The organism is Ruegeria marisrubri (assembly GCF_001507595.1).
GTDB classification, from domain to species: Bacteria; Pseudomonadota; Alphaproteobacteria; order Rhodobacterales; family Rhodobacteraceae; genus Ruegeria; species Ruegeria marisrubri.
Genome location: NZ_LQBQ01000001.1, coordinates 443,484 through 470,147, shown reverse-complemented (window position 1 = coordinate 470,147; position 26,664 = coordinate 443,484). Strand labels below are relative to the sequence as shown.

25 protein-coding genes and 3 tRNA genes are annotated in these 26,664 nt (G+C 63.0%); 13 read left to right on the top strand and 15 right to left on the bottom strand.

What is annotated here, in order from left to right; genetic code table 11:
* Positions 1-858, bottom strand: coding sequence for an alpha/beta fold hydrolase (locus tag AVO45_RS02225; protein WP_068344068.1), 858 nt, complete (start codon positions 856-858; stop codon positions 1-3).
* 172 nt (positions 859-1,030) lie between these two features.
* Between AVO45_RS02225 and AVO45_RS02220 the strand changes: the two genes are divergently transcribed.
* The 4 genes from AVO45_RS02220 to AVO45_RS02205 all read left to right on the top strand — a co-directional run bounded on the left by AVO45_RS02220 (position 1,031) and on the right by AVO45_RS02205 (position 4,619).
* Positions 1,031-2,173 (top strand): acyl-CoA dehydrogenase family protein, encoded by a 1,143-nt coding sequence (locus AVO45_RS02220; RefSeq protein ID WP_068344067.1) that lies wholly within the window; start codon positions 1,031-1,033, stop codon positions 2,171-2,173.
* 8 nt (positions 2,174-2,181) lie between these two features.
* Positions 2,182-3,222, top strand: coding sequence for an enoyl-CoA hydratase/isomerase family protein (locus tag AVO45_RS02215; protein WP_068344065.1), 1,041 nt, complete (start codon positions 2,182-2,184; stop codon positions 3,220-3,222).
* 3 nt (positions 3,223-3,225) lie between these two features.
* A complete protein-coding gene (gene mmsB, locus AVO45_RS02210; protein ID WP_068344061.1) occupies positions 3,226-4,098 on the top strand; it encodes a 3-hydroxyisobutyrate dehydrogenase in 873 nt (290 codons plus the stop codon).
* A gap of 116 nt (positions 4,099-4,214) precedes the next feature.
* Positions 4,215-4,619, top strand: coding sequence for a hypothetical protein (locus AVO45_RS02205; protein ID WP_068344059.1), 405 nt, complete (start codon positions 4,215-4,217; stop codon positions 4,617-4,619).
* Between the two features lie 2 nt (positions 4,620-4,621).
* Here AVO45_RS02205 and AVO45_RS02200 read toward each other — a convergent pair whose 3' ends face one another.
* The 3 genes from AVO45_RS02200 to uvrA all read right to left on the bottom strand — a co-directional run bounded on the left by AVO45_RS02200 (position 4,622) and on the right by uvrA (position 9,494).
* Complete coding sequence (locus AVO45_RS02200) at positions 4,622-5,206, bottom strand: VOC family protein (RefSeq protein ID WP_068344058.1); 585 nt, start codon at positions 5,204-5,206, stop codon at positions 4,622-4,624.
* 234 nt (positions 5,207-5,440) lie between these two features.
* Positions 5,441-6,556, bottom strand: a complete 1,116-nt coding sequence (locus AVO45_RS02195) for a sugar-transfer associated ATP-grasp domain-containing protein (RefSeq protein ID WP_068344057.1) — start codon at positions 6,554-6,556, stop codon at positions 5,441-5,443.
* Between the two features lie 79 nt (positions 6,557-6,635).
* Positions 6,636-9,494 carry an excinuclease ABC subunit UvrA gene (uvrA, locus tag AVO45_RS02190; protein ID WP_068344685.1) on the bottom strand — a complete coding sequence of 953 codons (2,859 nt, stop codon included), beginning with the start codon at positions 9,492-9,494 and terminating at the stop codon, positions 6,636-6,638.
* Between the two features lie 167 nt (positions 9,495-9,661).
* Between uvrA and AVO45_RS02185 the strand changes: the two genes are divergently transcribed.
* Entirely contained in the window at positions 9,662-10,021 is a 360-nt protein-coding gene (locus AVO45_RS02185; RefSeq protein WP_068344684.1) for a rhodanese-like domain-containing protein, read from the top strand.
* A gap of 148 nt (positions 10,022-10,169) precedes the next feature.
* Here the strand turns inward: AVO45_RS02185 and AVO45_RS02180 are convergent.
* From AVO45_RS02180 to AVO45_RS02150, 7 genes are all read right to left on the bottom strand, one after another.
* A tRNA-Asp gene (locus AVO45_RS02180) sits at positions 10,170-10,246 on the bottom strand.
* Between the two features lie 48 nt (positions 10,247-10,294).
* Positions 10,295-10,371 (bottom strand) — tRNA-Asp (locus AVO45_RS02175).
* An 88-nt stretch (positions 10,372-10,459) separates the two neighbouring features.
* Positions 10,460-10,957 carry a GNAT family N-acetyltransferase gene (locus tag AVO45_RS02170; protein ID WP_068344056.1) on the bottom strand — a complete coding sequence of 166 codons (498 nt, stop codon included), beginning with the start codon at positions 10,955-10,957 and terminating at the stop codon, positions 10,460-10,462.
* 21 nt (positions 10,958-10,978) lie between these two features.
* Positions 10,979-11,917 carry a pirin family protein gene (locus AVO45_RS02165; protein WP_068344054.1) on the bottom strand — a complete coding sequence of 313 codons (939 nt, stop codon included), beginning with the start codon at positions 11,915-11,917 and terminating at the stop codon, positions 10,979-10,981.
* A gap of 188 nt (positions 11,918-12,105) precedes the next feature.
* Positions 12,106-12,729, bottom strand: coding sequence for a class I SAM-dependent methyltransferase (locus tag AVO45_RS02160; RefSeq protein ID WP_068344052.1), 624 nt, complete (start codon positions 12,727-12,729; stop codon positions 12,106-12,108).
* Positions 12,730-12,736: 7 nt separating this feature from the next.
* A complete protein-coding gene (gene pssA, locus AVO45_RS02155; RefSeq protein ID WP_068344050.1) occupies positions 12,737-13,483 on the bottom strand; it encodes a CDP-diacylglycerol--serine O-phosphatidyltransferase in 747 nt (248 codons plus the stop codon).
* 14 nt (positions 13,484-13,497) lie between these two features.
* A complete protein-coding gene (locus tag AVO45_RS02150) occupies positions 13,498-14,172 on the bottom strand; it encodes a phosphatidylserine decarboxylase (RefSeq protein WP_068344048.1) in 675 nt (224 codons plus the stop codon).
* Between the two features lie 188 nt (positions 14,173-14,360).
* Here AVO45_RS02150 and AVO45_RS02145 point away from each other — a divergent pair.
* Positions 14,361-14,435, top strand: a tRNA-Val gene (locus AVO45_RS02145).
* Between the two features lie 59 nt (positions 14,436-14,494).
* Here AVO45_RS02145 and AVO45_RS02140 read toward each other — a convergent pair.
* Positions 14,495-14,923 (bottom strand): Lrp/AsnC family transcriptional regulator, encoded by a 429-nt coding sequence (locus tag AVO45_RS02140; protein WP_068344046.1) that lies wholly within the window; start codon positions 14,921-14,923, stop codon positions 14,495-14,497.
* An 87-nt stretch (positions 14,924-15,010) separates the two neighbouring features.
* On the opposite strand from AVO45_RS02140, the gene rocF reads away from it, so the two are divergent.
* Genes rocF through AVO45_RS02125 form a run of 3 tightly spaced genes read left to right on the top strand, consistent with a single transcriptional unit; the run spans position 15,011 to position 17,901 of the window.
* Positions 15,011-15,931 carry an arginase gene (gene rocF / locus AVO45_RS02135; RefSeq protein ID WP_068344044.1) on the top strand — a complete coding sequence of 307 codons (921 nt, stop codon included), beginning with the start codon at positions 15,011-15,013 and terminating at the stop codon, positions 15,929-15,931.
* Positions 15,931-16,851: a citrulline utilization hydrolase CtlX gene (gene ctlX / locus AVO45_RS02130; protein ID WP_068344042.1), complete on the top strand. Its 921-nt coding sequence runs from the start codon at positions 15,931-15,933 to the stop codon at positions 16,849-16,851. The genes rocF and ctlX overlap by 1 nt, the downstream gene beginning before the upstream one ends.
* 9 nt (positions 16,852-16,860) lie before the next feature.
* Positions 16,861-17,901, top strand: a complete 1,041-nt coding sequence (locus AVO45_RS02125; protein ID WP_068344040.1) for an ornithine cyclodeaminase — start codon at positions 16,861-16,863, stop codon at positions 17,899-17,901.
* Between the two features lie 221 nt (positions 17,902-18,122).
* Here AVO45_RS02125 and AVO45_RS02120 read toward each other — a convergent pair whose 3' ends face one another.
* The 3 genes from AVO45_RS02120 to AVO45_RS02110 all read right to left on the bottom strand — a co-directional run bounded on the left by AVO45_RS02120 (position 18,123) and on the right by AVO45_RS02110 (position 21,248).
* Complete coding sequence (locus AVO45_RS02120) at positions 18,123-19,526, bottom strand: TRAP transporter large permease (RefSeq protein WP_068344038.1); 1,404 nt, start codon at positions 19,524-19,526, stop codon at positions 18,123-18,125.
* Between the two features lie 4 nt (positions 19,527-19,530).
* Positions 19,531-20,160, bottom strand: coding sequence for a TRAP transporter small permease (locus tag AVO45_RS02115; RefSeq protein WP_068344035.1), 630 nt, complete (start codon positions 20,158-20,160; stop codon positions 19,531-19,533).
* A 71-nt stretch (positions 20,161-20,231) separates the two neighbouring features.
* Positions 20,232-21,248: a C4-dicarboxylate TRAP transporter substrate-binding protein gene (locus AVO45_RS02110; RefSeq protein WP_068344033.1), complete on the bottom strand. Its 1,017-nt coding sequence runs from the start codon at positions 21,246-21,248 to the stop codon at positions 20,232-20,234.
* Positions 21,249-21,714: 466 nt separating this feature from the next.
* On the opposite strand from AVO45_RS02110, the gene acs reads away from it, so the two are divergent.
* The 4 genes from acs (at position 21,715) to AVO45_RS02090 (ending at position 26,626) form a co-directional block, all read left to right on the top strand.
* Entirely contained in the window at positions 21,715-23,679 is a 1,965-nt protein-coding gene (acs, locus tag AVO45_RS02105) for an acetate--CoA ligase (protein WP_068344031.1), read from the top strand.
* Positions 23,680-23,686: 7 nt separating this feature from the next.
* On the top strand, positions 23,687-24,370 hold the full coding sequence (locus AVO45_RS02100) for an adenylate kinase (protein ID WP_068344029.1): 684 nt from the start codon (positions 23,687-23,689) through the stop codon (positions 24,368-24,370).
* 183 nt (positions 24,371-24,553) lie between these two features.
* Complete coding sequence (locus tag AVO45_RS02095; protein WP_068344027.1) at positions 24,554-24,835, top strand: DUF4212 domain-containing protein; 282 nt, start codon at positions 24,554-24,556, stop codon at positions 24,833-24,835.
* A gap of 6 nt (positions 24,836-24,841) precedes the next feature.
* The gene (locus tag AVO45_RS02090) at positions 24,842-26,626 is read left to right on the top strand and encodes a sodium:solute symporter family protein (RefSeq protein WP_068344025.1); all 1,785 of its coding nucleotides are present in this window, start codon (positions 24,842-24,844) and stop codon (positions 26,624-26,626) included.
* Positions 26,627-26,664 lie beyond the last annotated feature (38 nt).

The following is a 26,664-nucleotide window of genomic DNA, read 5'->3' as shown; positions in this document are numbered from 1 at the left end:
TCACAACGCCCGCAGCATGTTCCGGATCATGCGCCCCACAGGTTCATACAGGTCCGGGTCCTTCCAGTAACCGTTATGCGAAAACGGGTTCCAAGACGTGAAAATATTGCCTGAGTTGATTGAAACATCTCGCAATTGCTGGCTGGCCACCAGTTGATCATAGGCCGGCGCGGAATCGCGCATCGGATATCCCAGCACGTCGTGCTTGTCGAAAAAGTTGTACCACCAGGTCCGGAATTTCAGCCCTGCCGGCAGTGCGGAATTCGGCGGGTCGATCGGTTTGATGCTGTCCTCGGGATAGGCAAACAGAAAGATCGGAATGTTGCAGCCAAAGGTCATGATCCCTGCGACCGTCTGCATGTTCCGAACGGGGCTGGCGTACATGGTCTGCCCGGTCCGCGCCTCGTGGCGCTGCAGGTCATAGATGTAGTTGGACATGATATGCCCGCCCAGCGAATGCGCCAAAAGCAAAACGGGGGCATCATTCCCGACCTGTCTTCGCACATCTTCCATCACGCGATCGACCTCGGCGTGAATGTCCTCGTAGGTCTGGTCCGTTCCATCCGGCGTCTGCCGATAGGACGCGGCATCCGACAGGTTACGCACCACGAAGCTGCGCACGTCATCATACCCGGTACGCCGTTTGATCCTTCGCAAGTATTCGCCCTGACGCCCCTGCAGCACATGCGCCCAAACGATTTCACGCCATGCGACCTCTCCCATGTCCGAGCCGACGAAACGCGCCACGCGCTTGCGCAACTCCTTCGAGAAGGTCAGCACCGAGGAAGGCTGCTGCGCCCCCGAAAACTGACTGCCCATGCCGTGTATGACGACGACCGCCATCTTGAAATTCGACATTGCGATACTCCCTTGTAAAATGGACATGCAAACATCCGGCGAATATAGCCCAAGCCCCGTCCCGATCCCAAACATGCCGGAAATCGCCTGCACGATTGCTGCGCGTGAAAAACTTCTGTAAGAATTCGGAAATAAACAGTCGTTCAATTCATCACGCCAAGGGGAGAAGGCCATGGATTTCGCACTGACCGAGGAACAAAACGCCATTTTCGACATGGCTTATGCCTTCGGGCAGGAAAACATCGCGCCATTTGCCCGCCAGTGGGAGGCCGAAGGCACGATTCCCAAGGATCTGTGGCCACGCATCGGCGAACTGGGTTTTGGCGGGCTCTACGTGTCCGAGGAATATGGCGGCACCGGCCTCAGCCGTCTGGACGCGACCCTTGTTTTCGAGGCGCTGGCCATGTCCTGCCCCGCCGTCGGCTCGTTCCTGTCGATCCACAACATGTGCGGCGGCATGATCGACAAGTTCGGCAGCGAGGAAACCAAACAGAAATGGCTGCCGCAGCTCTGCACGCTGGAAAAGGTGTTCAGCTACTGCCTGACCGAGCCGGGCTCGGGCTCGGACGCGGCCGCGCTCAAGACCCGCGCCGAAAAGACCAACGAGGGCTACAAGCTGAACGGCACCAAGGCCTTCATCTCGGGCGGTTCCTACTCGGATGCCTATGTGACGATGGTGCGCACCGGCGACGACAGCCCCAAGGGCATTTCGACCGTGGTGGTCGAGGACGGCACACCGGGCCTCAGCTTTGGCGCGCTGGAGCAGAAGATGGGCTGGAAGGCGCAGCCCACCGCGCAGGTGCAGTTCGACGATTGCCTCGTGCCGCATGACAACCTGATCGGCGAGGAAGGCCGCGGTTTCGTCTACGCGATGGCCGGTCTGGACGGCGGGCGGCTGAACATCTCGGCCGGTGCGCTGGGCGGCGCGCAGGCGGCGCTGGACGCCACCCTGACCTACATGTCCGAGCGCAAGGCCTTCGGCAAGACCATCGACCAGTTCCAGGGGCTGCAGTTCCGTCTGGCCGAATACGAGACCCGCCTGCAGGCCGCCCGCACCTTCCTGCGTCAGGCGGCGTGGAAGCTGGATCAGGGCGCGCCGGATGCCAGCAAGTTCTGCGCCATGGCCAAGCTGATGGTGACAGACACCGCGTTCGACGTGGCCAACGGGTGTCTGCAACTGTTCGGCGGCTACGGCTATCTGGCGGATTACGGGGTCGAAAAGATCGTCCGCGATCTGCGCGTCCACCAGATCCTCGAAGGCACCAACGAAATCATGCGCGTCATCATCTCGCGCCACATGCTTGCCAACCGCTGAGAGGGGCCATGTCCGATATCGACATCCGCGTCACCGGCCGCGCGGGCCGCATCACCCTGACCCGGCCCCATGCTCTGAATGCGCTGAGCTATGACATGTGCATGGCGATCGACGCCGCGCTGCGCAACTGGCGCGAGGATGACGACGTGGATCTGGTCATCCTCGACGCCGAAGGCGAAAAGGCCTTTTGCGCCGGCGGCGACATCGCCGAGTTGTACGAGACCGGCACCAAGGGCGATTTCGACTACGGCCGCACCTTCTGGCGCGACGAATACCGCATGAACGCGATGATCTTCGAATATCCCAAGCCGGTGATCAGCTTCATGCAGGGTTTCACCATGGGCGGCGGTGTTGGCATCGGCTGCCACGGAACCCACCGCATCGTCGGCGAAAGCTCGAAAATCGCCATGCCCGAATGCGGCATCGGCCTGATCCCCGATGTCGGCGGCACCCTGATGCTGGCCCTGGCCCCCGGCCGCGTCGGCGAATACCTGGGCCTGACCGCGGGCCGGATGGGGCCGGACGACGCGATATTCGCCGGTTTCGCCGATCACTACATTCCCCAGGAACACTGGGAGGCATTGATCGAGATGCTCGAGGCCTCGGGCGACGCCAGCCATGTGGAAACCCACGCGGCGGAGCCACCCAAGGGCACATTGAGGGAGATGCAACCCGAAATCGACGCCCATTTCGGCGGCGAGGCGCTGGGCGACATCCTCACCTCGCTGCGCAATGCAGACAGCGATTTCGCCCGCGACACGCTCAAGGCGCTGGGTCGCAACAGCCCGATCTCGATGGCCTGCACGGTCGAGATGCTGCACCGCCTGCGCGGGCCGTCCCTGACCATCCGCAAGGCGCTCGAGATGGAATACCGCTTTACCTATCGGTCGATGGAACATGGCGATTTCCTCGAGGGGATCCGGGCCCAGATCATTGACAAGGACCGCAATCCGCAGTGGCAATATGCCGACATGAACGTGCCCGCGGTGGCGGTTTCCAGGATGCTGCAACCGCTTGGCGCGGATGCACTGACTTTCGAGGAGGAGTGAAAGATGAAAATCGGGTTCATTGGCCTGGGCAACATGGGCGCGCCGATGGCCGCCAACCTGACAAAGGCAGGCCACGAGGTCGTGGGCTTTGACATGGCCGATGTCTCGGTCGAGGGCGTCACGATGGCCGCCAGCGGGGCCGAGGCGGCCAAGGATGCCGATGTGGTCATCACCATGCTGCCCAACGGCCAGATCCTCCGGGCCGTGGCCGACGAGATCATCCCCGTCATGAAAAAGGGCGCGGCCTTCGTCGATTGCTCGACCGTTGACGTGGACAGCGCCCGCGCGGTTGCTGAAAAGGCGGCGGCCGCCGGCCTTCTGCCGGTGGATGCGCCGGTTTCGGGCGGCGTCGGCGGTGCCACGGCCGGAACGCTGACCTTCATGGCCGGCGGCTCGGACGAAGCCTTTGCCAAGGCCGCCCCGCTGTTCGAGATCATGGGCCAGAAAGCCGTGCATTGCGGCGAGGCCGGCGCAGGCCAGGCTGCCAAGATCTGCAACAACATGATCCTCGGCGTCACCATGATCGCCACCTGTGAGGCCTTCGCGCTGGCCGACAAGCTGGGGCTGGACCGGCAAAAGATGTTCGACGTGGTCAGCACCTCTTCGGGCTACAGCTGGAGCATGAACGCCTACTGCCCCGCTCCCGGCGTCGGGCCGCAATCACCCGCCGACAACGACTACCAGCCCGGCTTTGCCGCCGAACTGATGCTCAAGGACCTGCGCCTCAGCCAGCAGGCCGCCGAAAGCGCCGATGCCGACACCCCGATGGGCAAGGCCGCCACCGCGCTGTACGAGCAGTTCGTGGAACACGAAGGCGGTCAGGGCATGGACTTCTCGGCGATGCTCCCGCGCTTCGAAAAACGCGGGCGCGACTGACACAGGCGCAGCAGCATCTTTTCGCGCATCGCCCTGAAAGCTAGGCAAAAGCCGATTACATGTGGCATCGTCGAAGCGTATAGTTTCGGCGATACCGCATGAAAGGGCGTGAAACGATGAAACGACCCACCTGCACCGCCATCATCCTGGCGCTGGTTTTGTCCCCCGCTGCCGCCATGGCCGGAAACGGGAACGGAAAAGGAAAGGGCCGGGACAAAAGCGAGTTCAAGGTTGAACGTGTTGACCCCGGATACGGCGTCAAGCCCGGCCGTTATGCCAAACACTGCCCGCCCGGCCTTGCGAAAAAGGCCGTGCCTTGCGTCCCCCCCGGACAGGTCAAGAACCGGTATCGGGTCGGTGATTACATCAACGGCGGCTACGACTGGATCGACGATCCCTACCGCTACGGTCTGCGTCGCGGCGGGTATTACGTCCGCGCCGGGGACTACGTTTACCAGATCGACAAGGAGACCCACGAGGTTCTGAACCTCATCGGGGCCGTGGCTGATATCCTGGACTGATGTCAGCCGTACGGGTTCTTCGGCCCGCGATCGTCTGACAGGCTGTCCTGCCGCTGCAGGATCAGTTCTTCGATCGCGTCGGCCAGATGGGCCCGATCTATATTGTAATCCCCACGCGTCACCCGAATCCGATGCGCCCGGATCAGCACGTCGGCATGGGTGCAGCCCGTCGGCGGATCAAAGCGGTAACTGGCCAGTTCGATCAGCAATCCCAGCGGGTCGGTGAAATAGATCGAGTCCATGAAGCCCCGATCACGGGGGCCGGAGTGGCTGATGCCGCGCTCGTCCAGCCGCTCGACCGCCTGCCAGAACGTCGCCTGCGAGACATTGAAGGCCAGGTGATGCACGCAGCCGGGATCGGTTGGTGTGCGGTCGGGCGTTCCCTTGCGGGTCTCGTTGGTGAATACCGTGATCAGCCTGCCATCGCCCGGATCGAAATAGACATGGCCTTCGTCCGGGTTGTCGAGATTGGGCTGTTCAAAGACGAACGGCATGCCCAGAACCCCCTCCCAGAAATCAATGGTGCTCTGCCGGTCGGCGCCCGTCAGCGTGATGTGGTGAACCCCCTGGGTCTGGAGCTTGCGCATCTCGGTCCTCCCCTTTGAATGCGCGCCAGCCTGCCACGGTCGGGCGCGCAAGTCATCCCGTGACCGGCAGGGCCATGGCCAGGAGGTGCCCCGAGATGTCTTAGCTTCTTCAGGCAAGCCCGAGGGGCGCAGTCACAAGCTGCGCCTCCTGCCGCCGGGTCAGTTTTGGTGCCGGAGTGACGTACCCCTGCCCGCCAAAGGTGCAAATCGGATCAGTGGATGGCGCCATGCGCCCTAGAATTTTGCATCGCAGCTTTCAAAGAAGGCCAGGATTTCGTCGGTCAGAAAACCCTTCCCGGTCGCAATTTGGATAAGTTCAAAAGCGCAACCGTTGTTGACCTCAACGATGACTGGCCCGTTGTCGGTCAACGCGATATCGGTCGAACCGAAACGGTTCTTGCTGTGAACCATCGCGACCTTGGCATTCATCTCCAGCAACGCCTCCCAGTCCGGCAATTTTTCGCCCAGAAACTTCCGGTCACTGTCGGGCAATGTGTCCAACCGCTGAAATTTCCCTTTGTCCTTTGCGACTATCGAGCGGATTTCACCGGATTCGGGATCGACATCACAAACCAGGTTGCCACCCCTCCAGAAATTGTCCGCTACATTCCCTGCCTGCGGCAGCTTGAGCAGAGTAAATGGAACACTCAGCCCATCATTGCGGATCAGGTTCAAACAGCGAACCGTTGCCGTCGCGTCCGTAACGCCCTCGAAAAACCTGTGCGGTTGCAGGCAACGCTGGATCAAATAGCTCTTCTCGCCCAGCACTCCGTCGGCCAACTCTTCGAACGTCACGGCTTCGTGCCCATCGAGCAAAGCATGAGTTTCCGTGCACCCCAAAATTCGAAACGCGCCGGCGCTCCACATCCCGTCCATGGTCTTGGCGAATAGCGGGAATACGTCGCAATTTTTCAACAGGGTCTCGACGTCTCTTGCGTCGCTCAACTTGGCAATGCCCGGATACTCACGCGTCCCCCGATCAAAAACGGCAACGTTTTCCGGAATGGCGATCCCGCAATGTTTCAACACCACGGTAGACAGCCATTTGTCCTCCGTAACCGCCCACCAGCTTCGATCATTGCACTGATTGACCAACGGCCAATGAATATGAGCGGAAATAAACCGTTCCCGTTCCTCTTCCGACCACTTGGATCGGTCATACAGTTCATACTGAAAATATTCATATAATCTCAGCTTGCCGCGTCGACGAAGCTTCAGATAGTCAAGCATGATGCCTATCGGTCTCCGGTCGGAGTTCCGCGACGCCTCGACCAGTTGTTCGGCAATATCGACTTTCCCCTTGGCTTCGATTTTTTTCAGATCTTCAGAATAACGCGACAAGACATGCATCCGCTTTTCACCTCATTGTGCACGTCTGATCGATAACACAAGAATTGGCCGAAACTTTGGAGACTTTCGTTTTTTTTGCCTACTCCGCCGCCACGCGCTGTGCGTCCAGCATCGGCTTGAGGTAACGTCCGGTGTGGCTGCGCTCGACCGCCGCCACCTCTTCGGGTGTGCCCTCGGCCACGATCTGGCCGCCGCCGTCACCGCCTTCGGGGCCGATGTCGATGATGTGATCGGCCGTCTTGACCACGTCGAGGTTGTGTTCGATCACCACCACCGTGTTGCCCTGATCGACCAGCTCATGCAGCACTTCCAACAGCTTGCGCACGTCTTCGAAATGCAGACCCGTAGTTGGCTCGTCGAGGATATACAGCGTGCGCCCGGTAGATCGCTTGGACAGCTCCTTTGACAGTTTCACCCGCTGCGCCTCGCCGCCCGAAAGCGTCGTCGCCTGCTGGCCAACCTTGATGTAGCCCAGCCCCACGCGGGCCAGCGCGTCCATCTTGTCGCGGATCGCCGGGACCGCCTTGAAGAACTCCTGCGCGTCCTCGACCGTCATGTCCAGCACGTCGGCGATGGACTTGCCCTTGAACTTGATCTCCAGCGTTTCGCGGTTGTAGCGCGCGCCCTTGCAGGTTTCGCAAGTAACATAGACATCGGGCAGAAAATGCATCTCGATCTTGATGACACCGTCGCCCTGACAGGCCTCGCAGCGCCCGCCCTTGACGTTGAAGCTGAACCGCCCCGGCTTGTAGCCGCGCGCCTTGGCCTCGGGCAGCCCGGCGAACCAGTCACGGATCGGGGTGAAGGCCCCGGTGTAAGTCGCTGGATTTGAACGCGGAGTTCTCCCGATGGGGCGCTGGTCGATGTCGATCACCTTGTCCAGATGCTCGAGCCCCTTGATGGTTTCGCAGGGCGCGGGCGTCTGCCGCGCACCATTCAGGCGCATCGAGGCGGTCTTGAACAGTGTCTCGATGGTCAGGGTGGACTTGCCGCCGCCGGATACACCGGTGACGCAGACGAATTTCCCAAGCGGGAAATCCACCGTGACATCCCGCAGGTTGTTGCCCGAGGCGCCAACCACCGTGACCGCCTTGCCGTTGCCCTCGCGGCGCACCGCCGGGATCGGGATCTTGCGCGCACCGGACAGGTATTGCCCGGTGATCGAGGCGGCATCGGCCGCGATCTCCTCGGGCGTTCCCTGGCTGACAACCTGCCCGCCATGCACCCCCGCGCCCGGACCGATGTCGAACACATAGTCGGCCTCGCGGATGGCCTCTTCGTCGTGCTCGACCACGATCACGGTATTGCCCTGATCGCGCAGGTTCTTGAGCGTGCCCAGCAGCCTGTCATTGTCGCGCTGGTGCAGGCCGATCGACGGTTCGTCCAGCACATAGAGAACCCCGGTCAGGCCCGAGCCGATCTGGCTGGCCAGACGGATGCGCTGGCTCTCGCCGCCCGAAAGGGTTCCACTTGAACGTGACAGCGTAAGGTATTCCAATCCAACGTTATTCAGGAATCCGAGGCGCTCGCGGATTTCCTTGAAAATGGCTCGCGCGATTTCGTTCTTCTGCTGGCTCAGGTGGTTCGGAGCATCCTCGACCCAGGCCAGCGCCTCGCGGATCGACATCTGCACCACATTGCCAATATGCAGGCCGGCGATCCTGACCGCCAAGGCCTCTTCGCGCAGGCGGTGGCCGCGGCAGGTATGACAGGGGCGGTTGTTCTGATAGCGCTCGAATTCCTCGCGGATCCAGGCGCTGTCGGTCTCGCGATAGCGCCGCTCCATGTTCGGGATCACGCCTTCGAAGGTGCGGGTGACCTGGTAGACCCGCCCGCCCTCGTCATAGCGGAACGGAATCTCCTCGTCGCCCGAGCCATACAGGAACACCTGCTGCACATGGGGCGGCAGGTCTTTCCACGGGGTATTCTTGTCGAACTCGTAATGCCGTGCGATGGCCTCGATGGTTTGCAGGAAATAGGGCGACTTGCCCTTGCGCCACGGCGCCAGCGCGCCGTCATAAAGCCTCAGCGACTGGTCCGGCACCACCAGCCGTTCGTCAAAGAACAGCTCGACCCCAAGCCCGTCACAGTCGGGGCACGCGCCATAAGGCGCGTTGAAGGAAAACAGCCGCGGCTCGATCTCGGGGATGGTGAAGCCGCTGACCGGGCAGGCGAAATTCTCGGAGAACGTGATGCGTTCGGGCTCGCCCTCTTTCGGCGCGGTTTCCAGGATGGCGATGCCGTCCGCCAGATCCAGCGCCGTGCGCAGACTGTCGGCCAGACGTGTTTCCATGCCTTCGCGGATGACAAGGCGGTCCACGACCACGTCGATGTCGTGGCGGAACTTCTTGTCCAGTATAGGCGGCTCATCCAATTCATAGAACGCGCCATCGACCTTGACCCGCTGGAACCCCTGCTTGCGCAGTTCCAGGAATTCCTTTTTGTATTCCCCCTTCCGGTCGCGGACGATGGGGGCCAGAAGGTAGCCGCGCGTGCCCTCCTCCATCGCCATGATCCGGTCGACCATGTCCTGCACCTGCTGCGCCTCGATCGGCAGGCCCGTGGCCGGGCTGTAGGGCGTTCCGGCCCGCGCGAACAACAGGCGCAGGTAGTCATAGATCTCGGTGACGGTTCCCACGGTCGAGCGCGGGTTCTTGGACGTGGTTTTCTGTTCGATCGAGATCGCCGGGGACAGCCCGCTGATGTGATCCACGTCGGGCTTTTCCATCATGTCGAGGAACTGGCGCGCATAGGCGCTGAGGCTTTCGACATACCGCCTCTGCCCCTCGGCATAGATCGTGTCGAAGGCAAGGCTGGACTTGCCCGACCCCGACAGGCCGGTGATGACCACAAGCTGATCGCGTGGAATATCCACGTCGATGCCCTTGAGATTGTGTTCGCGCGCCCCGCGCACCTCGATGGATTTCAGCTCAGCCATGACGCCCCCGGTTCCAACCTCCATAGAAATAGGCGAGCCGCCGCGAGTCTCCAAGCCAAAATGGTGAACAAAATGAGAACAGGCGCAACAATGCCGAAATCTCTTGTATTCCATTTCTTGAATGTTATATGCCTGACACCAACCAGACATCGGAGCGGGACACAAGCATGTTCAATTTTGGCAACCTGTTGAGCCGCGGCATGAGTGCCGCCGAAGCCATCGAAGGCGCCGCCAAGGGGACGGTGACGGTCATCGACGTCCGCGATCACACCGAGGTGCGCAGCACCGGAAAGGCCAAGGGCGCGCTGCACATCCCGCTCATGCGCCTGCAGGACATGGCCAACCCCTCTCACCCCGACTTCCAGAAGGGCCTGAAAACCGATGGCTGCATCGCCGTCTATTGCGCCTCGGGCGCGCGCAGCATGGCGGGCAAGCGAATCCTCAAGCAACTGGGCTATCAGGACGTTCACAACATAGGCGGGCTGGGCCACTGGGTTCAGGCCGGCGGAAAGCTGGAACGCGCCTGACACGAGTCAGACATACGAGAAACAAAGGCCCGGACCGCGGAAACAACACCCGCTCCGGGCTTTTTTCATGGCTTCAACCAAGTCCCCACGACAGGCACGCGGACGAACCCATCCAAGATGGCATACAGTTTGACAGTGAGGGGAAAAGTGGCGCGGTTGACGGGGCTCGAACCCGCGACCCCCGGCGTGACAGGCCGGTACTCTAACCAACTGAGCTACAACCGCGCATCTATGTTCTGGATCCCTTGGCCCGGATCCGGGGCTGGACAGCGGTGGCGCGGTTGACGGGGCTCGAACCCGCGACCCCCGGCGTGACAGGCCGGTACTCTAACCAACTGAGCTACAACCGCTCGCTGCCCGCTCAATCATTGCTGAGCGTTGCGGTGTATTATGGCTACGCTCGGGCATCGTCAAGCGGCCATCTGCACTTTTTTTCCCTCAATCGAAAAAATTGCCGAGGCCGTGAAAAACCACTTTTCTCGACGGGACGGGAAGGCCGAATATTTCGTCCATAAAAACAGGGCCTTCCACCCCGCCCATGCGGCGATAGAACCGCCGCGCCCCGGAATTTTCATCCAGGACTTCCAACCACAACCGGTCCCGCCCGCTCGCCTGCAACTCGCCAGCGACGGCCCGCAGCAACCTTTCCCCGATGCCCCGCCCTCTGGCTTTCGGCGATACATGCAGATTGTCCAACAGTGGCCCGTCGGCGTGGTTCACCTTCACGTAGGCAAAGCCCAGAAGGTCATCTTCCCAAGCCACGAGTAGCAGATCGCCCGGACCCGGCCTGCCCGACCAGAGCCGCGCCATCTCGCGCGTGACCGGCTCGCCCAGGAAATCGTCGGGCAGCATCCCGGCATAGGAATCGCGCCAGCTGGCAAGGTGCAGCGCCTGAATCGCGGGCAGATCCGAGGGTGTGGCAGGGCGAATGGTCATGCTGCCATCGGTGCCAGAGCCTCAACGCTCGGGCAAGGGGGTGAATTCCTGATCGTCTCCCGGAGGCAAGCGGAACCGGCCATGAGTCCAGTCACCGGCGCGCCAGGCCTCCTTGGCGGCGTCGATCCGGTCTTTGGAGGAAGCCACGAAGTTCCACCAGATGTGGCGGGGGCCATTCAGTGTTGCGCCGCCCAGCAGCATCAGGCGCGCGCCCTGTTCACCTGCAGCCAGGCTGAGCTTGTCGCCGGGGCGGAAGACCATCATCTGCCCGGCCTCGAATGTCTGTCCCGCGACGGTGACCGATCCCTCGACCACGTGAACCCCGCGGTCCTCGTGATTGTCGGGCAAGGGAATCGCCGCGCCCGGCCCCAGAACCGCGTCGGCGTAGAACATCTCGGACGTGGCCGAAACCGGCGACCGTTCGCCATAGGCATCGCCGAGGATCAAACGGACCTCCTTGCCCTCGGCCTCGAGGAACGGCAGGTCGGCAGCGCCCACATGCTCGAAGGCGGCGGGGCTGTCCTCCAGCTCTTCCGGCAGGGCCACCCAGGTCTGTATTCCAAACATTTCAAGAGGTTGCCTGCGCGCCTCTCCGTCCGTGCGCTCGGAATGGGTGACGCCATTTCCAGCGATCATCCAGTTCACCGCGCCCGGTGTGATCCATTGATCGGTGCCCAGGGAATCGCGGTGATGCAGGCGACCCTTGTAGAGATAGGTGACCGTGGCGAGGCCGATATGAGGGTGCGGCCGGACGTCGATCCCCTGCCCCGTCACGAATTCGGCCGGCCCCATCTGGTCGAAGAAAATGAAGGGCCCGACCATGCGCCGGCGGGGGGCCGGAAGCGCCCGGCGCACCTCGAATCCGCCGAGGTCGCGGGCGCGGGGAACGATGACGGTCTCGATGGAATCGACGGCATCGCCGGTCGGGCAGTGCGGATCCAGGGCGGGGTTCCAACTCATGACGGGCTCCGGTTTGTTCCGTTTCGTACAGGTTCCGAACGGCGGTTTGTCCGGTTTGTACAAAACTAGAGCGTTCGGAGAAAAAAGGTATAGCGCCGAGAGCGCGACCCAAGTGCAAAAATGCACAGTCCGAAATCAACGAACCTACAGCGCCTTTGCGACCTGGACGGCGTCGCTGGACGCTGTTGCTATTGCGTAGGGGATTTGCCGAGGACGAGAAAGGTCATCATCCCGATCGGCGGCAGCAGTTCCCTCTGTTCCAGCTTGAGGGTCTCTTCCTGCAGAACGGTTTCGATCTCGAAATCCGAGTGCCAGCCGATGATGTTCGCCAAGGGGGCGAATCCCTTGCCCAGGACCGAGAGAATCCCCTGCGAGCGCACGAAGTGGTTGGTGATCACCACCTTGCCGCCCGGTTTGCAGACCCGCGCGATCTCGGACATCACCTTTTCCGGTTCCGGCACCACCGACAGCACATGCATCGCCACCACCGTATCGAAATGGTTGTCCGGGAAGTCGAGCGTGCGAGCATCCATCTGCCGCAATTCCGTGACCTGGCGCAGGTTCAATTCGCGCACCTTTTCGCGGGCCTTGCGCAACATGTCCTCGCTGAAGTCGATGCCGGTCACCTGCAACTCGGGCCGGTAGAGTTCAAGCGAGAGCCCGGTGCCGACGCCGACCTCGAGAACGCTGCCGGAGCGGGTGTTGACATATTCGACGGCCCGCCGCCGGCCGGCATCGGTCAGAACTCCGAAAGTCTTGTCATAAACGGGCGCCCAGCGGGCGTAGGAGGATTGAACGGCCTTTATATCCATTTCACGTCTAGCGGTCTGAATGAAACTGTTTTCTGAACCAAGCCCAGATAACCATCGACGCGTAGCCGATGCAAAGCACAATCAGGGTCGTCCATGCAAAAGTCAGGACGGCCGCCCCCGCAATGGCCACCCCCACGAGGACGAACTTCACGTTTTCGCGCGAAATCCGCGTGGTCTTGAAGGACCAGGTCGGGATGCGGCTGATCATCAGAAGACCGATCAGGACAATGTAGACACAGGTCACCATACCCGGCACCTGCGGCAGGTCCGTGAAGGCAAAGGAAAGATACATGGGCAGCATGACCAGCAACGCGCCCGCGGGCGATGGCACCCCGACGAAATAGGCGCTGTCCTGGCTGGCTTCCTCGGACTTGCTGGTCACGTTGAAACGGGCCAGCCGAGTGACGCAGCATACGGCATAGATCAGGACGGCGATCCAGCCGAAGCTGCTGAAATCCTGCAGGCCCCAGAAATAGACGATGAGTGGCGGCGCCACCCCGAAATTGAGGAAATCGGCCAGCGAATCCAGCTCGGCGCCCATCTTGCTGGTGCTTTTGAGAAGCCGCGCGATGCGACCGTCCAACCCATCCAGCACACAGGCGGCCACGATGAGCTGCACCGCCAGCGTGTAGTTCCCCTGAACTCCGAACCGGATGGCCGACAGCCCGGCGCAGATCGCCGTGATCGTCAGGACGTTCGGCAGCAACTGGATGAGAGCGTAGCCGGACTCGGATCTGTCGGAGGGCTCAGCCATCGGGATCCTTCTGCCTATCCTGCTTCCGGCGCGTTCAGCTGCGCGATCACGGTTTCACCGGCAACCATCGTCTGCCCGACGCGCACCAAAGGCGTCACGCCGTGGGGCAGATACACATCGAGCCGCGAGCCGAAGCGGATCAGCCCGAACCGTTCGCCGGTTCCCAGCATCTGGCCCGGCTTGACGAAGCACACGATGCGCCGGGCGACCAGACCCGCGATCTGGACCACGGCCAGGTCGCGCCCGTCCTGCATCCGGATGCACAGGCTGTTGCGTTCATTGTCGGCGCTCGCCTTGTCCAGCGAGGCGTTGAAGAACTTGCCCGGACGATAGGCGACGGCCTTGACCTCGCCGGCGATGGGCGCGCGGTTCACATGGCAGTTGAACACGCTCATGAACACGCTGACGCGGGTCAGCGGTTCGTCGGGCATCCCCAGCTCTTTCGGAGGAACGGCCGGTTCGATCAGCGACACGATCCCATCCGCCGGACTGACGATCACCCCTTTCCGGTCGGGCGTCACGCGCTGCGGGTCGCGGAAGAAGTAGTAGCACCAGACCGTCAGGCCGACGCCGATCCAGCCCAGCGGCTCCCACAGCAGGAACAGGACGACGGTGATCGCGGCAAAGATCGCCACGAACTTGATGCCTTCGCGGTGCATCGGTTTGATGAACGTGTCACGCATCCTCATCGCGGACGTCTCCCTTGGTCAGTTGGCGATCACTCATAGACGGATTGACTTGGGGCGCAAGGGCGTTCGGTGCCGCCTGTCCTTTTCCGGGCCTCGGGCAGGCCCCGCCGGGCCGTGCGACAAAGGTTGCGGCGGATGACGAACACCCCTTGCGGAGCGATTTGAGTCGCTGTAATACCCCTGCCGACGGGTGATTAGCTCAGTGGTAGAGCGCTTCGTTCACATCGAAGATGTCAGGAGTTCGAATCTCTTATCACCCACCATTCCCTCTCTGAAAGGTCCGAACAGTCGCCGGGCACGCCCGCCGGCGCGGTCGAGGATTTCACACCCTGCCCTTGCGGGTGGACAGCAGCAGATTCGTCTCGGACCGCGTCACCCCTTCCATGCGGCGGATCGTGAACAGAACCTCGTCCAGTTCCTCGAGCGTCTGCGTGCCGATCTCGGCGATCAGATCCCACGCGCCATTGGTCGAATGCACCGCCCGCACCTGCGGCATCGCCGCGATCCGGGACATGATCCGCTCGGTTCCGCGCCCCTCGATTCCCAGCATCATCAGGCCGCGTACCGGGCTTTGCGCCACGTCCTGCCGGGTGGTGACGGTGAAGCCGACGATTTCGCCCGATTGCTTGAGCCTTTGCAGCCGGGTTCGAATCGTGGTGCGAGTCACCCCCAGCTGCTCGGCCAGTTCCGAAAGGGAGGCCCGCGCGTCACGATGCAGGGCGCTGAGCAGTTGGTTGTCCAGTTCGTCCATATCAGGATTCCGTTCCGGGTAAATTCACTTCCATTTTGAGCACTTTGATCTCTTCCGGCAAGAGCGGCGCGGCCGCAAAATAGCGCAATGGAAAAACGTGACCTTCTACTTGTCGGTGCCCCGATGGATGCGGGCAAGCGGCGTCAGGGATGCCGGATGGGTCCTGACGCCTATCGCGTGGCCGGGCTGGAAAAGGCCCTGTCGGATCTGGGATATTCCGTGGCCGATCTGGGCGACGTGGCCCCGGACCCGGTTGACATGGCCGAGCATGACCACCTGTTCGCGCTGCCGGAATGCGTGGGCTGGACCCGGGCCCTGGCGCGCGTCGCCCGGGACACGGCCGGGCGCGGCATTCCCATCTTCATGGGGGGCGATCACGCCCTGTCGATGGGCACGGTCGCGGGCATGGCCGCCCATGCGCAGGACCAGGGACGCCCGCTTTTCGTGCTGTGGCTGGATGCGCACAGCGATTTCCACACCCCCAACAGCACCGGCAGCGGCAACCTCCACGGCACGCCGGTCGCCTATTTCACCGGCCAGCCGGGATTCGAGGCTTTCCCGCCCCTGGCCGCGCCGGTGCCCACCGATCGCGTCGGGATGATCGGTCTGCGCTCGGTCGATCCGCACGAGCGCGCGGCGCTGGAAAAGGACAAGGCCATGCTGGCCGACATGCGCAGCATCGACGAACACGGCATCAAGGCGCCGCTGATGGCCTTTCTCGACAAGGTGCGGGCGACGGACGGGATGCTGCATGTCTCGCTGGACGTGGATTTCCTGGAGCCCGCCATCGCACCCGCGGTCGGCACCACCGTTCCGGGCGGCGCCACCGAGCGCGAGGCACATCTGGCGATGGAACTGCTGCACGAAAGCGGGCTGGTCTGCTCTCTGGACCTGGTGGAGTTGAACCCGTTTCTCGACGAACGCGGGCGCACCGCGAAACTGATGGTCGATCTGGCCGCCTCGCTGATGGGCCGCCGCATCTTCGACCGCCCGACCCGGAGCTTCTGATGACTTCGTTGCAAGCCCCCGCGGCGGTGGTGATGATCCGGCCGCACGCCTTCACCTCGAACCCTGAAACCCGCGACGACAACGCCTTTCAGACGCTGGCGAACCGCTCGGCCGAGGCCACCTCGGCCGCCGCGCGCGACGAACATGACCGCGCGGTGGAACAGCTGCGCGAGGCGGGCGTGACGGTGCATGTGTTCGACGATTTCGGCGACCGCGACACGCCCGACAGCGTCTTTCCCAACAACTGGTTCTCGACCCATCCCGGCGGGCACGTGGCGGTCTATCCAATGTTCGTGCCCTCGCGACGACGCGAGCGCAGGGCCGACGTGATCGAGATGCTCAAGCAGGAATACCGGGTTCAGGACGTGATCGACTATTCCGGCCTCGAGCAGGACGGTCTTGCCCTGGAAGGCACCGGGGCGATGGTGCTGGATCATATCGGGCGCATCGTCTACACGGTGAAATCGCACCGCGCCGACCCGATCCTGCTGGAGCGCTTCTGCACCCATTTCAACTACGAGCCCATCGCCTTCGAGGCACGCGACGCGCAGGGCCGCGACGTGTATCACACCAACGTGCTCATGGGGATCGGCACGCATTACGCGCTGGTCTGTCTCGACATGATCACCGATCCCGAACGCCGCGCCACCGTGTGCGCGCGGCTCAAGGAGACCGGGCGCGAGGTGATCGACCTGACCCATGCCCAGATCGGAGAGTTCGCGGGCAACGCCATCGAGCTCAGCGGGCGCGACGGGCTGATCCTCGCCCTGTCCAGCCGGGCCCTCGCCGCCCTCACCCCCGACCAGATCGCGGTGATCGAGCGCAGCGCCACGCCGTTGCCGATCTCGGTCCCGACCATTGAAACCGCCGGCGGATCCGTCCGTTGCATGATCGCCGGCATCCAACTTTCCCGCCGATAGGAGCGCCAGATGCAGCCCTCAGACAAAGCCCTCGTTCCCTTCGTATCCGTCGACAACATGATGCGCCTGATCCATCATGTCGGCATCGAGCAGATGATCACGGAACTGGCCGCCGAGATCGAGGCGGATTTCAAACGCTGGGAACTGTTCGACAAGACCCCGCGCGTCGCCGCCCATTCCCCGCATGGCGTGATCGAGCTGATGCCCACCTCGGATGGCGAGGCCTACGGGTTCAAATACGTCAACGGCCACCCCAAGAACACTACCGAAGGGCTGCAGACCGTGACCGCCTTCGGCCTGCTGGCGGATGTGTATACGGGCTATCCGACGCTGCTGACCGAAATGACCATGCTGACCGCGCTGCGCACGGCGGCCACCTCGGCACTGGTGGGCAAATACCTGGCCCCGAAAGGCGCCACGACCATGGCGATGATCGGCAATGGCGCACAGTCCGAGTTCCAGTGCCTCGCCTTCAAGGCGCTCTGCGGCATCGACACGGTCCGGCTCTATGACCTCGACCCCCGCGCAACCGGGAAATGTGCCACGAACCTGGCGGGCAAGGGGCTGACGGTGGTGTCATGCAAGACCGCTGAAGAGGCCATCGAGGGCGCGCAGATCATCACCACCTGCACCGCCGACAAGAAATACGCGACGATCCTGACCGACAACATGGTCGGGCCGGGCGTACATATCAACGCCATCGGCGGCGACTGCCCCGGCAAGACCGAACTGCACCGCGACATCCTGCTGCGCTCGGACATCTTCGTGGAATATCCCGAACAAACCCGCATCGAGGGCGAGATCCAGGCGCTGGAGCCCGATCACCCGGTGACCGAGATGTGGCAGGTGATCACCGGCAAGGCGCAAGGTCGTCGCGACGCCCAGCAGATCACCCTGTTCGACAGCGTGGGCTTTGCGATCGAAGATTTCTCGGCCCTGCGCTACATCAAGAAGGCGATCGAAGGCACCGCGTTCTTCGAGCCGCTCGACATGCTGGCCGACCCGGACGATCCGCGGGACCTGTTCGGCATGCTGATGCGGGCGAAGTAACGCGCGGACGCAATACCAATACCAATACCAATTGATTTTGCTTGTCAGGCGGCCCGAAGGGGGCTCTGCCCCCGTCGCCTGCGGCGACTCCCCCGGGATATTTTTTGCCAGATGAAGAGTTGGCGAAGACCTCATTTCTTCATCTGGCCTCAAATATCCCGGAGCGCGAGGCAGAGCCTCGCAAAAAATCCCGAATCTTCCGCGATGGGCAGTGGTTTTGGCTAGCCGGCAAGTGACGGCAGGTAGAGCACGATCCCCGGAAACGCCACGAGCAGTGCGATCGTCACGGCATCAGCCACGAAAAACGGTGCTACGCCCCGGAACACGTCCTGAACGCTCAGGTCCGGGCGAACGCCGGCGACCACGAAGCAGTTCAGTCCGATGGGGGGTGTGATCAGGCAGAACTCGGCCATCTTCACCACGAGAATGCCGAACCAGATCGCGCACATCGTTCCGGACATTCCGAAGGTGCTGTCGGCCGCGCTGACCGCTTCGCCCCCGTTCAGGGCCATCACCGCCGGGTAGACCACGGGGAGCGTCAGCAGCAGCATGCCGATGGCGTCCATGAACATGCCCAGCACCGCGTAGGCCAGCAGGATGCAGATGAGGATCAGCATCGGCGACATGCTGAGGCCGGTGATCCAGTCGGAGAACGCGCCGGGCAGATCGGCGAAGCCCAAGAACCGCACATAGATCAGCACGCCCCAGATGATCGAGAAGATCATGGCGGTCAGCTTGGCGGTTTCCAGCAGCGCCGATTTCAGCTCGCCCCACCGCATGCCGTGAATGATGGCGAAGCAGAAGACGATGAAGGCCCCGATGGCGCCGCCCTCGGTCGGGGTGCCCCAGGCCTGTTCGCCGAAGGGGTTGTAGACGAAGCCGATGATGATGAGGATCACGGCGACGATCGGCAGTGCAGCCGGCACGGCCGCGAAACGCTGGCGCCAGGTGAAACCGGTCACCGGTGGGCCGACGGTTTTGAACACCACCGCGATTCCCACGATCAGTGCGCCGTAGATCACTGCCGAGAAGGCGCCGGGGATGAAACCGGCCAGCAGCAGCTTGCCCACGTCCTGTTCGACGATGATGGCGTAGATCACCAGGATGGCCGAAGGCGGGATCAGCGAAGCCAGCGTGCCGCCCGCGGCCACCACGCCGGCGGCGAAGCGCTTGTTGTAGCCCACGTCGAGCATCTCGGGGATGGCGATGCGGGCGAACACCGCCGAGGTCGCCACCGACGCCCCTGACACGGCCGCGAACCCGGCCGTTGCAAAGACGGTCGAGACCGCCAGCCCACCCGGCACCCAGGCGATCCAGCGTTTTGCGGCCTCGAACAGGGCGCGGGTGAGGCCCGCGTAATAGGCGAGATAGCCGATCAGGATGAAGGTCGGGATCAGGCTGAGCGTGTGCGAGGCGACCTTGGAGTGCGGCACCTGCCCCGCCGTCTTGACGGCCACGGTCAGCGCCTTGCCGAACCGGTCGGGGTCATAGCCGAACTTGGCCCAGAAGATCCAGACGAGGCCGATCAGACCCGCAAGCCCGGCGGCAAAGGCCACGCGCATGCCCGCCAGAACCATGACCAGCAGGCCACCGGTGACCCACAGGCCGATGTCGATGGTTTCCATGATGCTACTCCTGCCCCTCGAGCTGCTCTGCCTCGGCCGCCGCCTGCTCGGCCGCCCCCTGGATCAGCGGCACCGCCACCGGGGTTTCCAGCCCGAGCAGGAAGGCGCGGCCATAGCCCCAGATCTGCAGGACCAGCCGCAGGCACAGGACCGAGAACGCCACCGGCGCCAACAGCTTGGCGGGCCAGAGCGGGATGCCGATGTCGATCGAGCTGTCGCGACTCCAGAGCGGTGCGGACCAGTCGAAGGAGCGATCGAAATGCGCCCAGCTGCCCCAGACGAGCGCCAGCATCAGAAGCAGGATCAGCAGGACCGAGATCAGTTCGAACAGCCACAGCGCCCGTCCGTGCAGCCGTGAGATCAAAATGTCCATGCGGATATGGCCGCCGTCGCGCTGCACGAAGGAAATGCCCAGAAAGGCGATCAGCGGCATGGCCTGTTCGATCCAGTCCACATAGCCCGGAAGCGGCGCGTTCATCGTATTGCGCCCGCCGACCGAGATCACCGCCAGCACCATCAGCGCGAAAACGGCCAGCCCGCTCAGAAGCGCCAGGAAACGCTCAAGACCCAAGAGCGACCTGTCGAGTCGGCTCAGAAGGCTGCCGTCCTCGAGCACCGTGGAATGTCCTGCCATTCCAGACTTCTCCTGTCAGATGAATTCGGGGCGGAAAGGCCGGGCGCGGTTCGGCGCCCGGCCCTTTGCCATCAGTTGCCGCCGCGCTGCTGTTTCAGCGTGGCCTGGACCAGATCATAGAGTTCCTGAGCCGGCAGCCCCTGTGCGGACATGTCGGCAATCCATTTCTCGCGGATCGGATCGGCCGCCTTGGCGCGGAATTCCTCGAGCACCGCGTCGTCGATCATCACCTTCTGAACGCCCTTCTCCTCCAGAACGCTGTCCCACTTCTTGAGCAGCTCTCCGTAATTGGCGAGATAGTGGGCGATGGCCTCGTCGATCGAGCTGTCCAGCGCCTCGCGATGGGCATCCGGCAGCGCCTCGTAGGCGTCGATGTTCACCACGACCGGGCAGTTCACCGTGCCGGGGTTGAGGTTCGCGGTCCACCAGTCGGCCTTGTTGATGGTACCGAAGGACAGATGCGCGTGCTGGGCGAAGGCGACGGTATCGACGACACCCGATTCCATCGCGTTGTAGGCCTCGGTCGCGGGCACCGAGGTCGGCACCGCGCCGACCGCCTCGAAGGCCTGGCCCAGACCGCCGGTGGCGCGCACGCGCATGCCTTCGAACTCGGCCAGCTCGTCGCGCGGCTCGCCGGTGCCGACAAGGTTGTACTGCGGCATGGGCGAGGTCATGATGATCCGGGCGTTCCACTGCGCCATCTCGTCCTTGACCGCGGGGTGGTCATAGACCGCGTGGCTGACGGCCACCTCCTCCTCCAGCGTGTTCACGCCGAGGAAGGGCAGTTCCAGAACCGTGATCGCCCGGTTCTTGTCGCGGTGATAGCCGGCACAGAACTGCGCCATCTCGAAGGCGCCGATCGAAATGCCGTCGAGGTTCTCCTTGGGCTTGGACAGGCCGCCATAGCTGACGTTCATGGTGAATTCGCCGCCGGTCTTTTCGCTGACCAGCTCGGCGAGCTTCTCGATGTGTTCCGTAAAGGCGCGGCGCTTGCCCCAGACGGACACGTTCCATTCCGTCGCCGCTGCCTCGACTGCAAACGCAAGGCTCAGTGCGGCCACGGCCGCTCCGCTCAACATCTTGTTCATATTGTTCTCTCCCTATTCTGCGAACCTCTGACTGGTCGCTTGCCGGCCAAGCTAGCGCCAACATCGGAACCTGCCAACCCCCGACGAAACGCCGTTGCCCGAGCGTCACCCCGAACGGGAGTTGCGGAGCCGAGCCCCCGCCAGCAACAAAATGTCGCGGGCCGACCGGTGCGGGAAAGTTCTGTTTCGCGCCCTCATTTTCATCAACCAAGGCACGAACCGGAAATTTCGTTGACTCTTTTCATGTTGAAATTGAACGGTTTTCACAGGCTTATCCGCAGCTCGATTTACTGTTTTGACTGATTTTAAGAAAACAATTTACAGACAAGCCTTTGAATTACAGCATTTTATTTCCTTATTTTCAGAACTGCGTATTATCCGACGCAGGGTAGGAACCGGATCGACAAAACCCCACCCAGGGGCGAAAACGGTTGCACAAATTTCAGTCAGAGGGAGGAGCCTCAGCATGACATCCGCTGCTGTCGCAGAAACCAGAACATTTCCGCCATCCGCCGAAACCGTTGCGCGTGCGCATGTGGACGCCGCCAAATACGAGGAAATGTATGCCGCCTCCATCGCCGACCCCGTCGCGTTCTGGGGGGAACAGGGCAAGCGGATCGACTGGATCAAGCCCTACAGCCAGGTGAAGGACGTCAACTACAATTTCGGCGAGGTCCGCATCAACTGGTATGCCGACGGCACGCTGAACGTCTCGGCCAACTGCCTGGACCGTCACCTGAAGACCCGCGGCGACCAGACCGCGATCATCTGGGAGCCGGACGATCCGAATGACGAAGCCCAGCACATCACCTATGCCGAGCTGCACCGCCGCACCTGCCGGATGGCCAACATCCTGGAGTCGATGGGCGTGCGCAAGGGCGACCGGGTGGTGATCTATCTGCCGATGATCCCCGAGGCCGCCTATGCGATGCTGGCCTGCGCCCGTATCGGCGCCATCCACTCGATCGTGTTCGCCGGGTTCTCGCCCGACGCGCTGGCCGCCCGGATCAACGGCTGCGACGCCAAGGTCATCATTACCGCAGACGAAGCGCCGCGCGGTGGCCGCAAGACCCCGCTGAAGTCGAATGCCGACGCCGCCCTGCTGCACTGCAAGGACACGGTGAAATGCCTGGTGGTCAAGCGCACCGGTGGCCAGACCACCTGGATCGACGGGCGCGATTTCGACTACAACGAAATGGCGCTGGAGGCCGACGATTACTGCGCCCCCGCCGAGATGAACGCCGAAGATCCGCTGTTCATCCTCTACACCTCGGGTTCGACCGGTCAGCCCAAGGGCGTGGTGCATACCACCGGCGGTTACCTGGTCTATGCGTCGCTGACGCACGAGATCACCTTCGACTATCACGACGGCGACATCTACTGGTGCACCGCGGACGTGGGCTGGGTCACCGGGCACAGCTATATCGTCTATGGCCCGCTGGCCAATGGCGCGACCACGCTGATGTTCGAAGGCGTGCCGACCTATCCGGACGCGTCACGCTTTTGGCAGGTATGCGAAAAGCACAAGGTCAACCAGTTCTACACCGCCCCCACCGCGATCCGCGCGCTGATGGGTCAGGGCAACGAGTTCGTCGAGAAATGCGACCTGTCCAGCCTGCGCATTCTGGGCACCGTGGGCGAGCCCATCAACCCCGAGGCCTGGACCTGGTATCACGAGGTCGTCGGCAAGGGGAAATGCCCGATCGTGGACACCTGGTGGCAGACCGAAACCGGCGGCCACCTGATGACGCCGCTGCCCGGCGCCCATGCGCTCAAGCCCGGCTCGGCGATGAAACCGTTCTTCGGCATCCAGCCCGTCGTGCTGGACCCGCAGTCGGGCGTCGAGATAGCCGGCAACGGGGTCGAGGGCGTGCTGTGCATCAAGGACAGCTGGCCGGGGCAGATGCGCACCGTCTGGGGCGACCATGAGCGGTTCGAGAAGACCTATTTCGCCGACTACAAGGGCTATTACTTCACCGGCGACGGCTGCCGCCGCGACGAGGACGGCGATTACTGGATCACCGGTCGCGTCGATGACGTGATCAACGTCTCGGGTCACCGCATGGGCACCGCCGAGGTCGAAAGCGCGCTGGTGGCGCACCCGGCCGTGGCCGAGGCCGCCGTGGTGGGCTACCCGCACGAGATCAAGGGTCAGGGCATCTATTGCTACGTCACCCTGATGAACGACCGCGAGCCCACGGAAGAGCTGCGCAAGGAGCTGCGCCAGTGGGTCCGCACCGAGATCGGCCCGATCGCCAGCCCGGACGTGATCCAGTGGGCGCCGGGCCTGCCCAAGACGCGCTCGGGCAAGATCATGCGCCGCATCCTGCGCAAGATCGCCGAGAACGACTTTGGCTCGCTGGGCGACACCTCGACGCTGGCCGATCCCTCGGTCGTCGAGGACCTGATCCAGAACCGCGCCAACAAGTGAGGGTGAGATGGACGCTGCCGTGACTACCACCCCTGCCGTTCTGATCCTTCTCGGCCCTCCGGGCGCCGGGAAGGGCACCCAGGCGCGGATGCTCGAGGAAAAGTTCGGTCTGGTTCAACTGAGCACCGGCGACCTGCTGCGCGAAGCCGTGGCCGCCGGGACCGAGGCGGGCAAGGCCGCGAAAGCGGTCATGGAAGCCGGAGAACTGGTGAGCGATGACATCGTGATCGCCATTCTGCGCGACCGCATGGCCCAGCCCGACTGCGCCCGTGGCGTGATCCTGGACGGGTTCCCCCGCACCACCGTGCAGGCCGAGGCGCTGGACGCGCTGCTGGCCGAGAACGGTCAGAAGATCAACGCCGCCGTCAGCCTCGAGGTGCAGGATTCCGAAATGGTCACGCGCATTTCGGGCCGCTACTCCTGCGCCAAGTGCGGCGAGGGGTATCACGACACGTTCAAGAAACCCGAACGCGAGGGCGTCTGCGACAAGTGCGGCGGCACCGAGTTCAAGCGCCGCGCCGACGACAATGCCGAGACCGTGGCGAGCCGTCTGGCGGCCTATCACGAGCAGACCGCGCCGCTGATCGACTACTACGAAGGCAAGGGCGTGTTGAAACGGATCGACGCGATGGGAGAAATCGACGAGATCGCACGAAACCTTGAAACCATCGTGAAAGGAGCGATGGGCTGAGCAAGGACTGAGGCCCGGCCCGGGCCTCGTTCCCGCAGAGGAATACCCCGGAGGAACCGCCCTGGCGGACCGCTGGAGTCTTGCCTGCCGCCATGACGGCGGCCGGTATATCGCAGAGCCGGCCCGGCGACCACGCGGAGACCGCGAAACGGGCCGCTCAGGAGGAAGCAAGGAGGAACCGCTATGGCGGATCAAAACAACAACTCCGCACAGGGGTCAGAGACCGACAAGGCCTACTGGCAAGCCAATGTGCGGCTTATCGCAATCAGCCTTGTCATATGGGCACTGGTATCCTTCGGGTTCGGCATCCTGCTGCGCCCCATGCTGTCGGGCATCGCCGTCGGCGGAACCGACCTGGGCTTCTGGTTCGCCCAGCAAGGCTCGATCCTGGTCTTCCTGGCCCTGATCTTTTTCTACGCCTGGCGGATGAACAAGCTCGACCGTGAATTCGGCGTGGAGGAGTAAATCGCCATGGATCAGTTTACCATCAACCTGCTGTTCGTGGGCGCGTCGTTCGCGCTCTACATCGGCATCGCGATCTGGGCCCGCGCGGGGTCCACGTCGGAATTCTACGCCGCCGGCCGCGGCGTCCACCCGGTCACCAACGGCATGGCGACGGCGGCTGACTGGATGTCGGCGGCCTCGTTCATCTCGATGGCGGGCCTGATTGCCTTTACCGGCTATGACAACAGCTCGTTCCTGATGGGCTGGACCGGCGGCTACGTGCTACTGGCGCTGCTGCTGGCGCCCTACCTGCGCAAGTTCGGCAAGTTCACCGTGTCCGAGTTCATCGGCGACCGTTTCTACAGCCAGACCGCGCGCATCGTGGCCGTGATCTGCCTGATCGTCGCCTCGGTGACCTACGTGATCGGCCAGATGACCGGCGTGGGCGTGGCCTTTGGCCGCTTTCTCGAGGTGTCGAACACCGCCGGCCTGCTGATCGGTGCGGGCGTCGTGTTCGCCTATGCCGTGTTCGGCGGCATGAAGGGCGTGACCTACACCCAGGTGGCGCAGTACTGCGTTCTGATCACCGCCTACACCATTCCGGCGATCTTCATCTCGTTGCAGCTGACCGGCAACCCGATCCCGGCCCTGGGCCTGTTCGGCGATCACGTCGCCTCGGGCGAGCCGCTGCTGACCAAGCTGGATGCCATCGTGACCGAGATCGGTTTCAAGGAATACACGATGCACCACGCCGACACGTTCAACATGGTGCTCTTCACCCTGTCGCTGATGATCGGCACCGCGGGTCTGCCGCACGTCATCATGCGCTTCTTCACCGTGCCGAAAGTGGCGGACGCCCGCTGGTCGGCCGGCTGGGCGCTGGTCTTCATCGCGCTGCTCTACCTGACCGCTCCGGCAGTTGGCGCCATGGCCCGCCTGAACATCACCGACATGATGTGGCCCAACGGCACCGATGGCGAAGCCGTTTCGGTCGAGATGATCGAGAACGACGCGCGTTATGACTGGATGGCGACCTGGCAGAAGACCGGTCTGCTGGACTGGGAAGACAAGAACGGCGACGGCAAGATCCAGTACTACAACGACAAGTCCGAGGCCATGCAGGCCAAGGCCACCGAAAACGGCTGGACCGGCAACGAACTGACCAAGTTCAACCGTGACATCCTGGTTCTGGCCAACCCCGAGATCGCCAACCTGCCGGGTTGGGTGATCGGTCTGGTCGCCGCCGGTGGTCTGGCTGCTGCCCTGTCGACCGCTGCGGGCCTGCTGCTGGCGATCTCGTCGGCCGTCAGCCACGACCTGATCAAGGGTGCGATCAACCCGTCGATCTCGGAAAAGGGTGAGCTGCTGTCGGCACGGATCGCAATGGCCGTGGCCATCGCGGTGGCAACCTACCTGGGTCTGAACCCGCCGGGCTTTGCGGCGCAAACCGTGGCGCTGGCCTTCGGCCTGGCTGCCGCCTCGATCTTCCCGGCGCTGATGATGGGGATCTTCTCGACCCGCATCAACAACTCGGGCGCCGTGGCCGGCATGCTGGCTGGTCTGATCGTGACGCTGGTCTACATCTTCCTGCACAAGGGCTGGCTGTTCATTCCGGGCACCAACTCGTTCACCGATGCCGACCCGCTGCTGGGCACCATCAAGTCGACCTCGTTCGGCGCCATCGGTGCGGCGGTCAACTTTGCCGTGGCCTACGTGGTCTCGGGCATGACCAAGGAGACCCCGCAGGAGATCAAGGACCTGGTGGAAAGCGTCCGCATCCCGCGTGGCGCGGGCGCGGCGCATGACCACTGAGATGCGCGGCCTCCCTCATTCCCTCCCGAGGGGGGCCC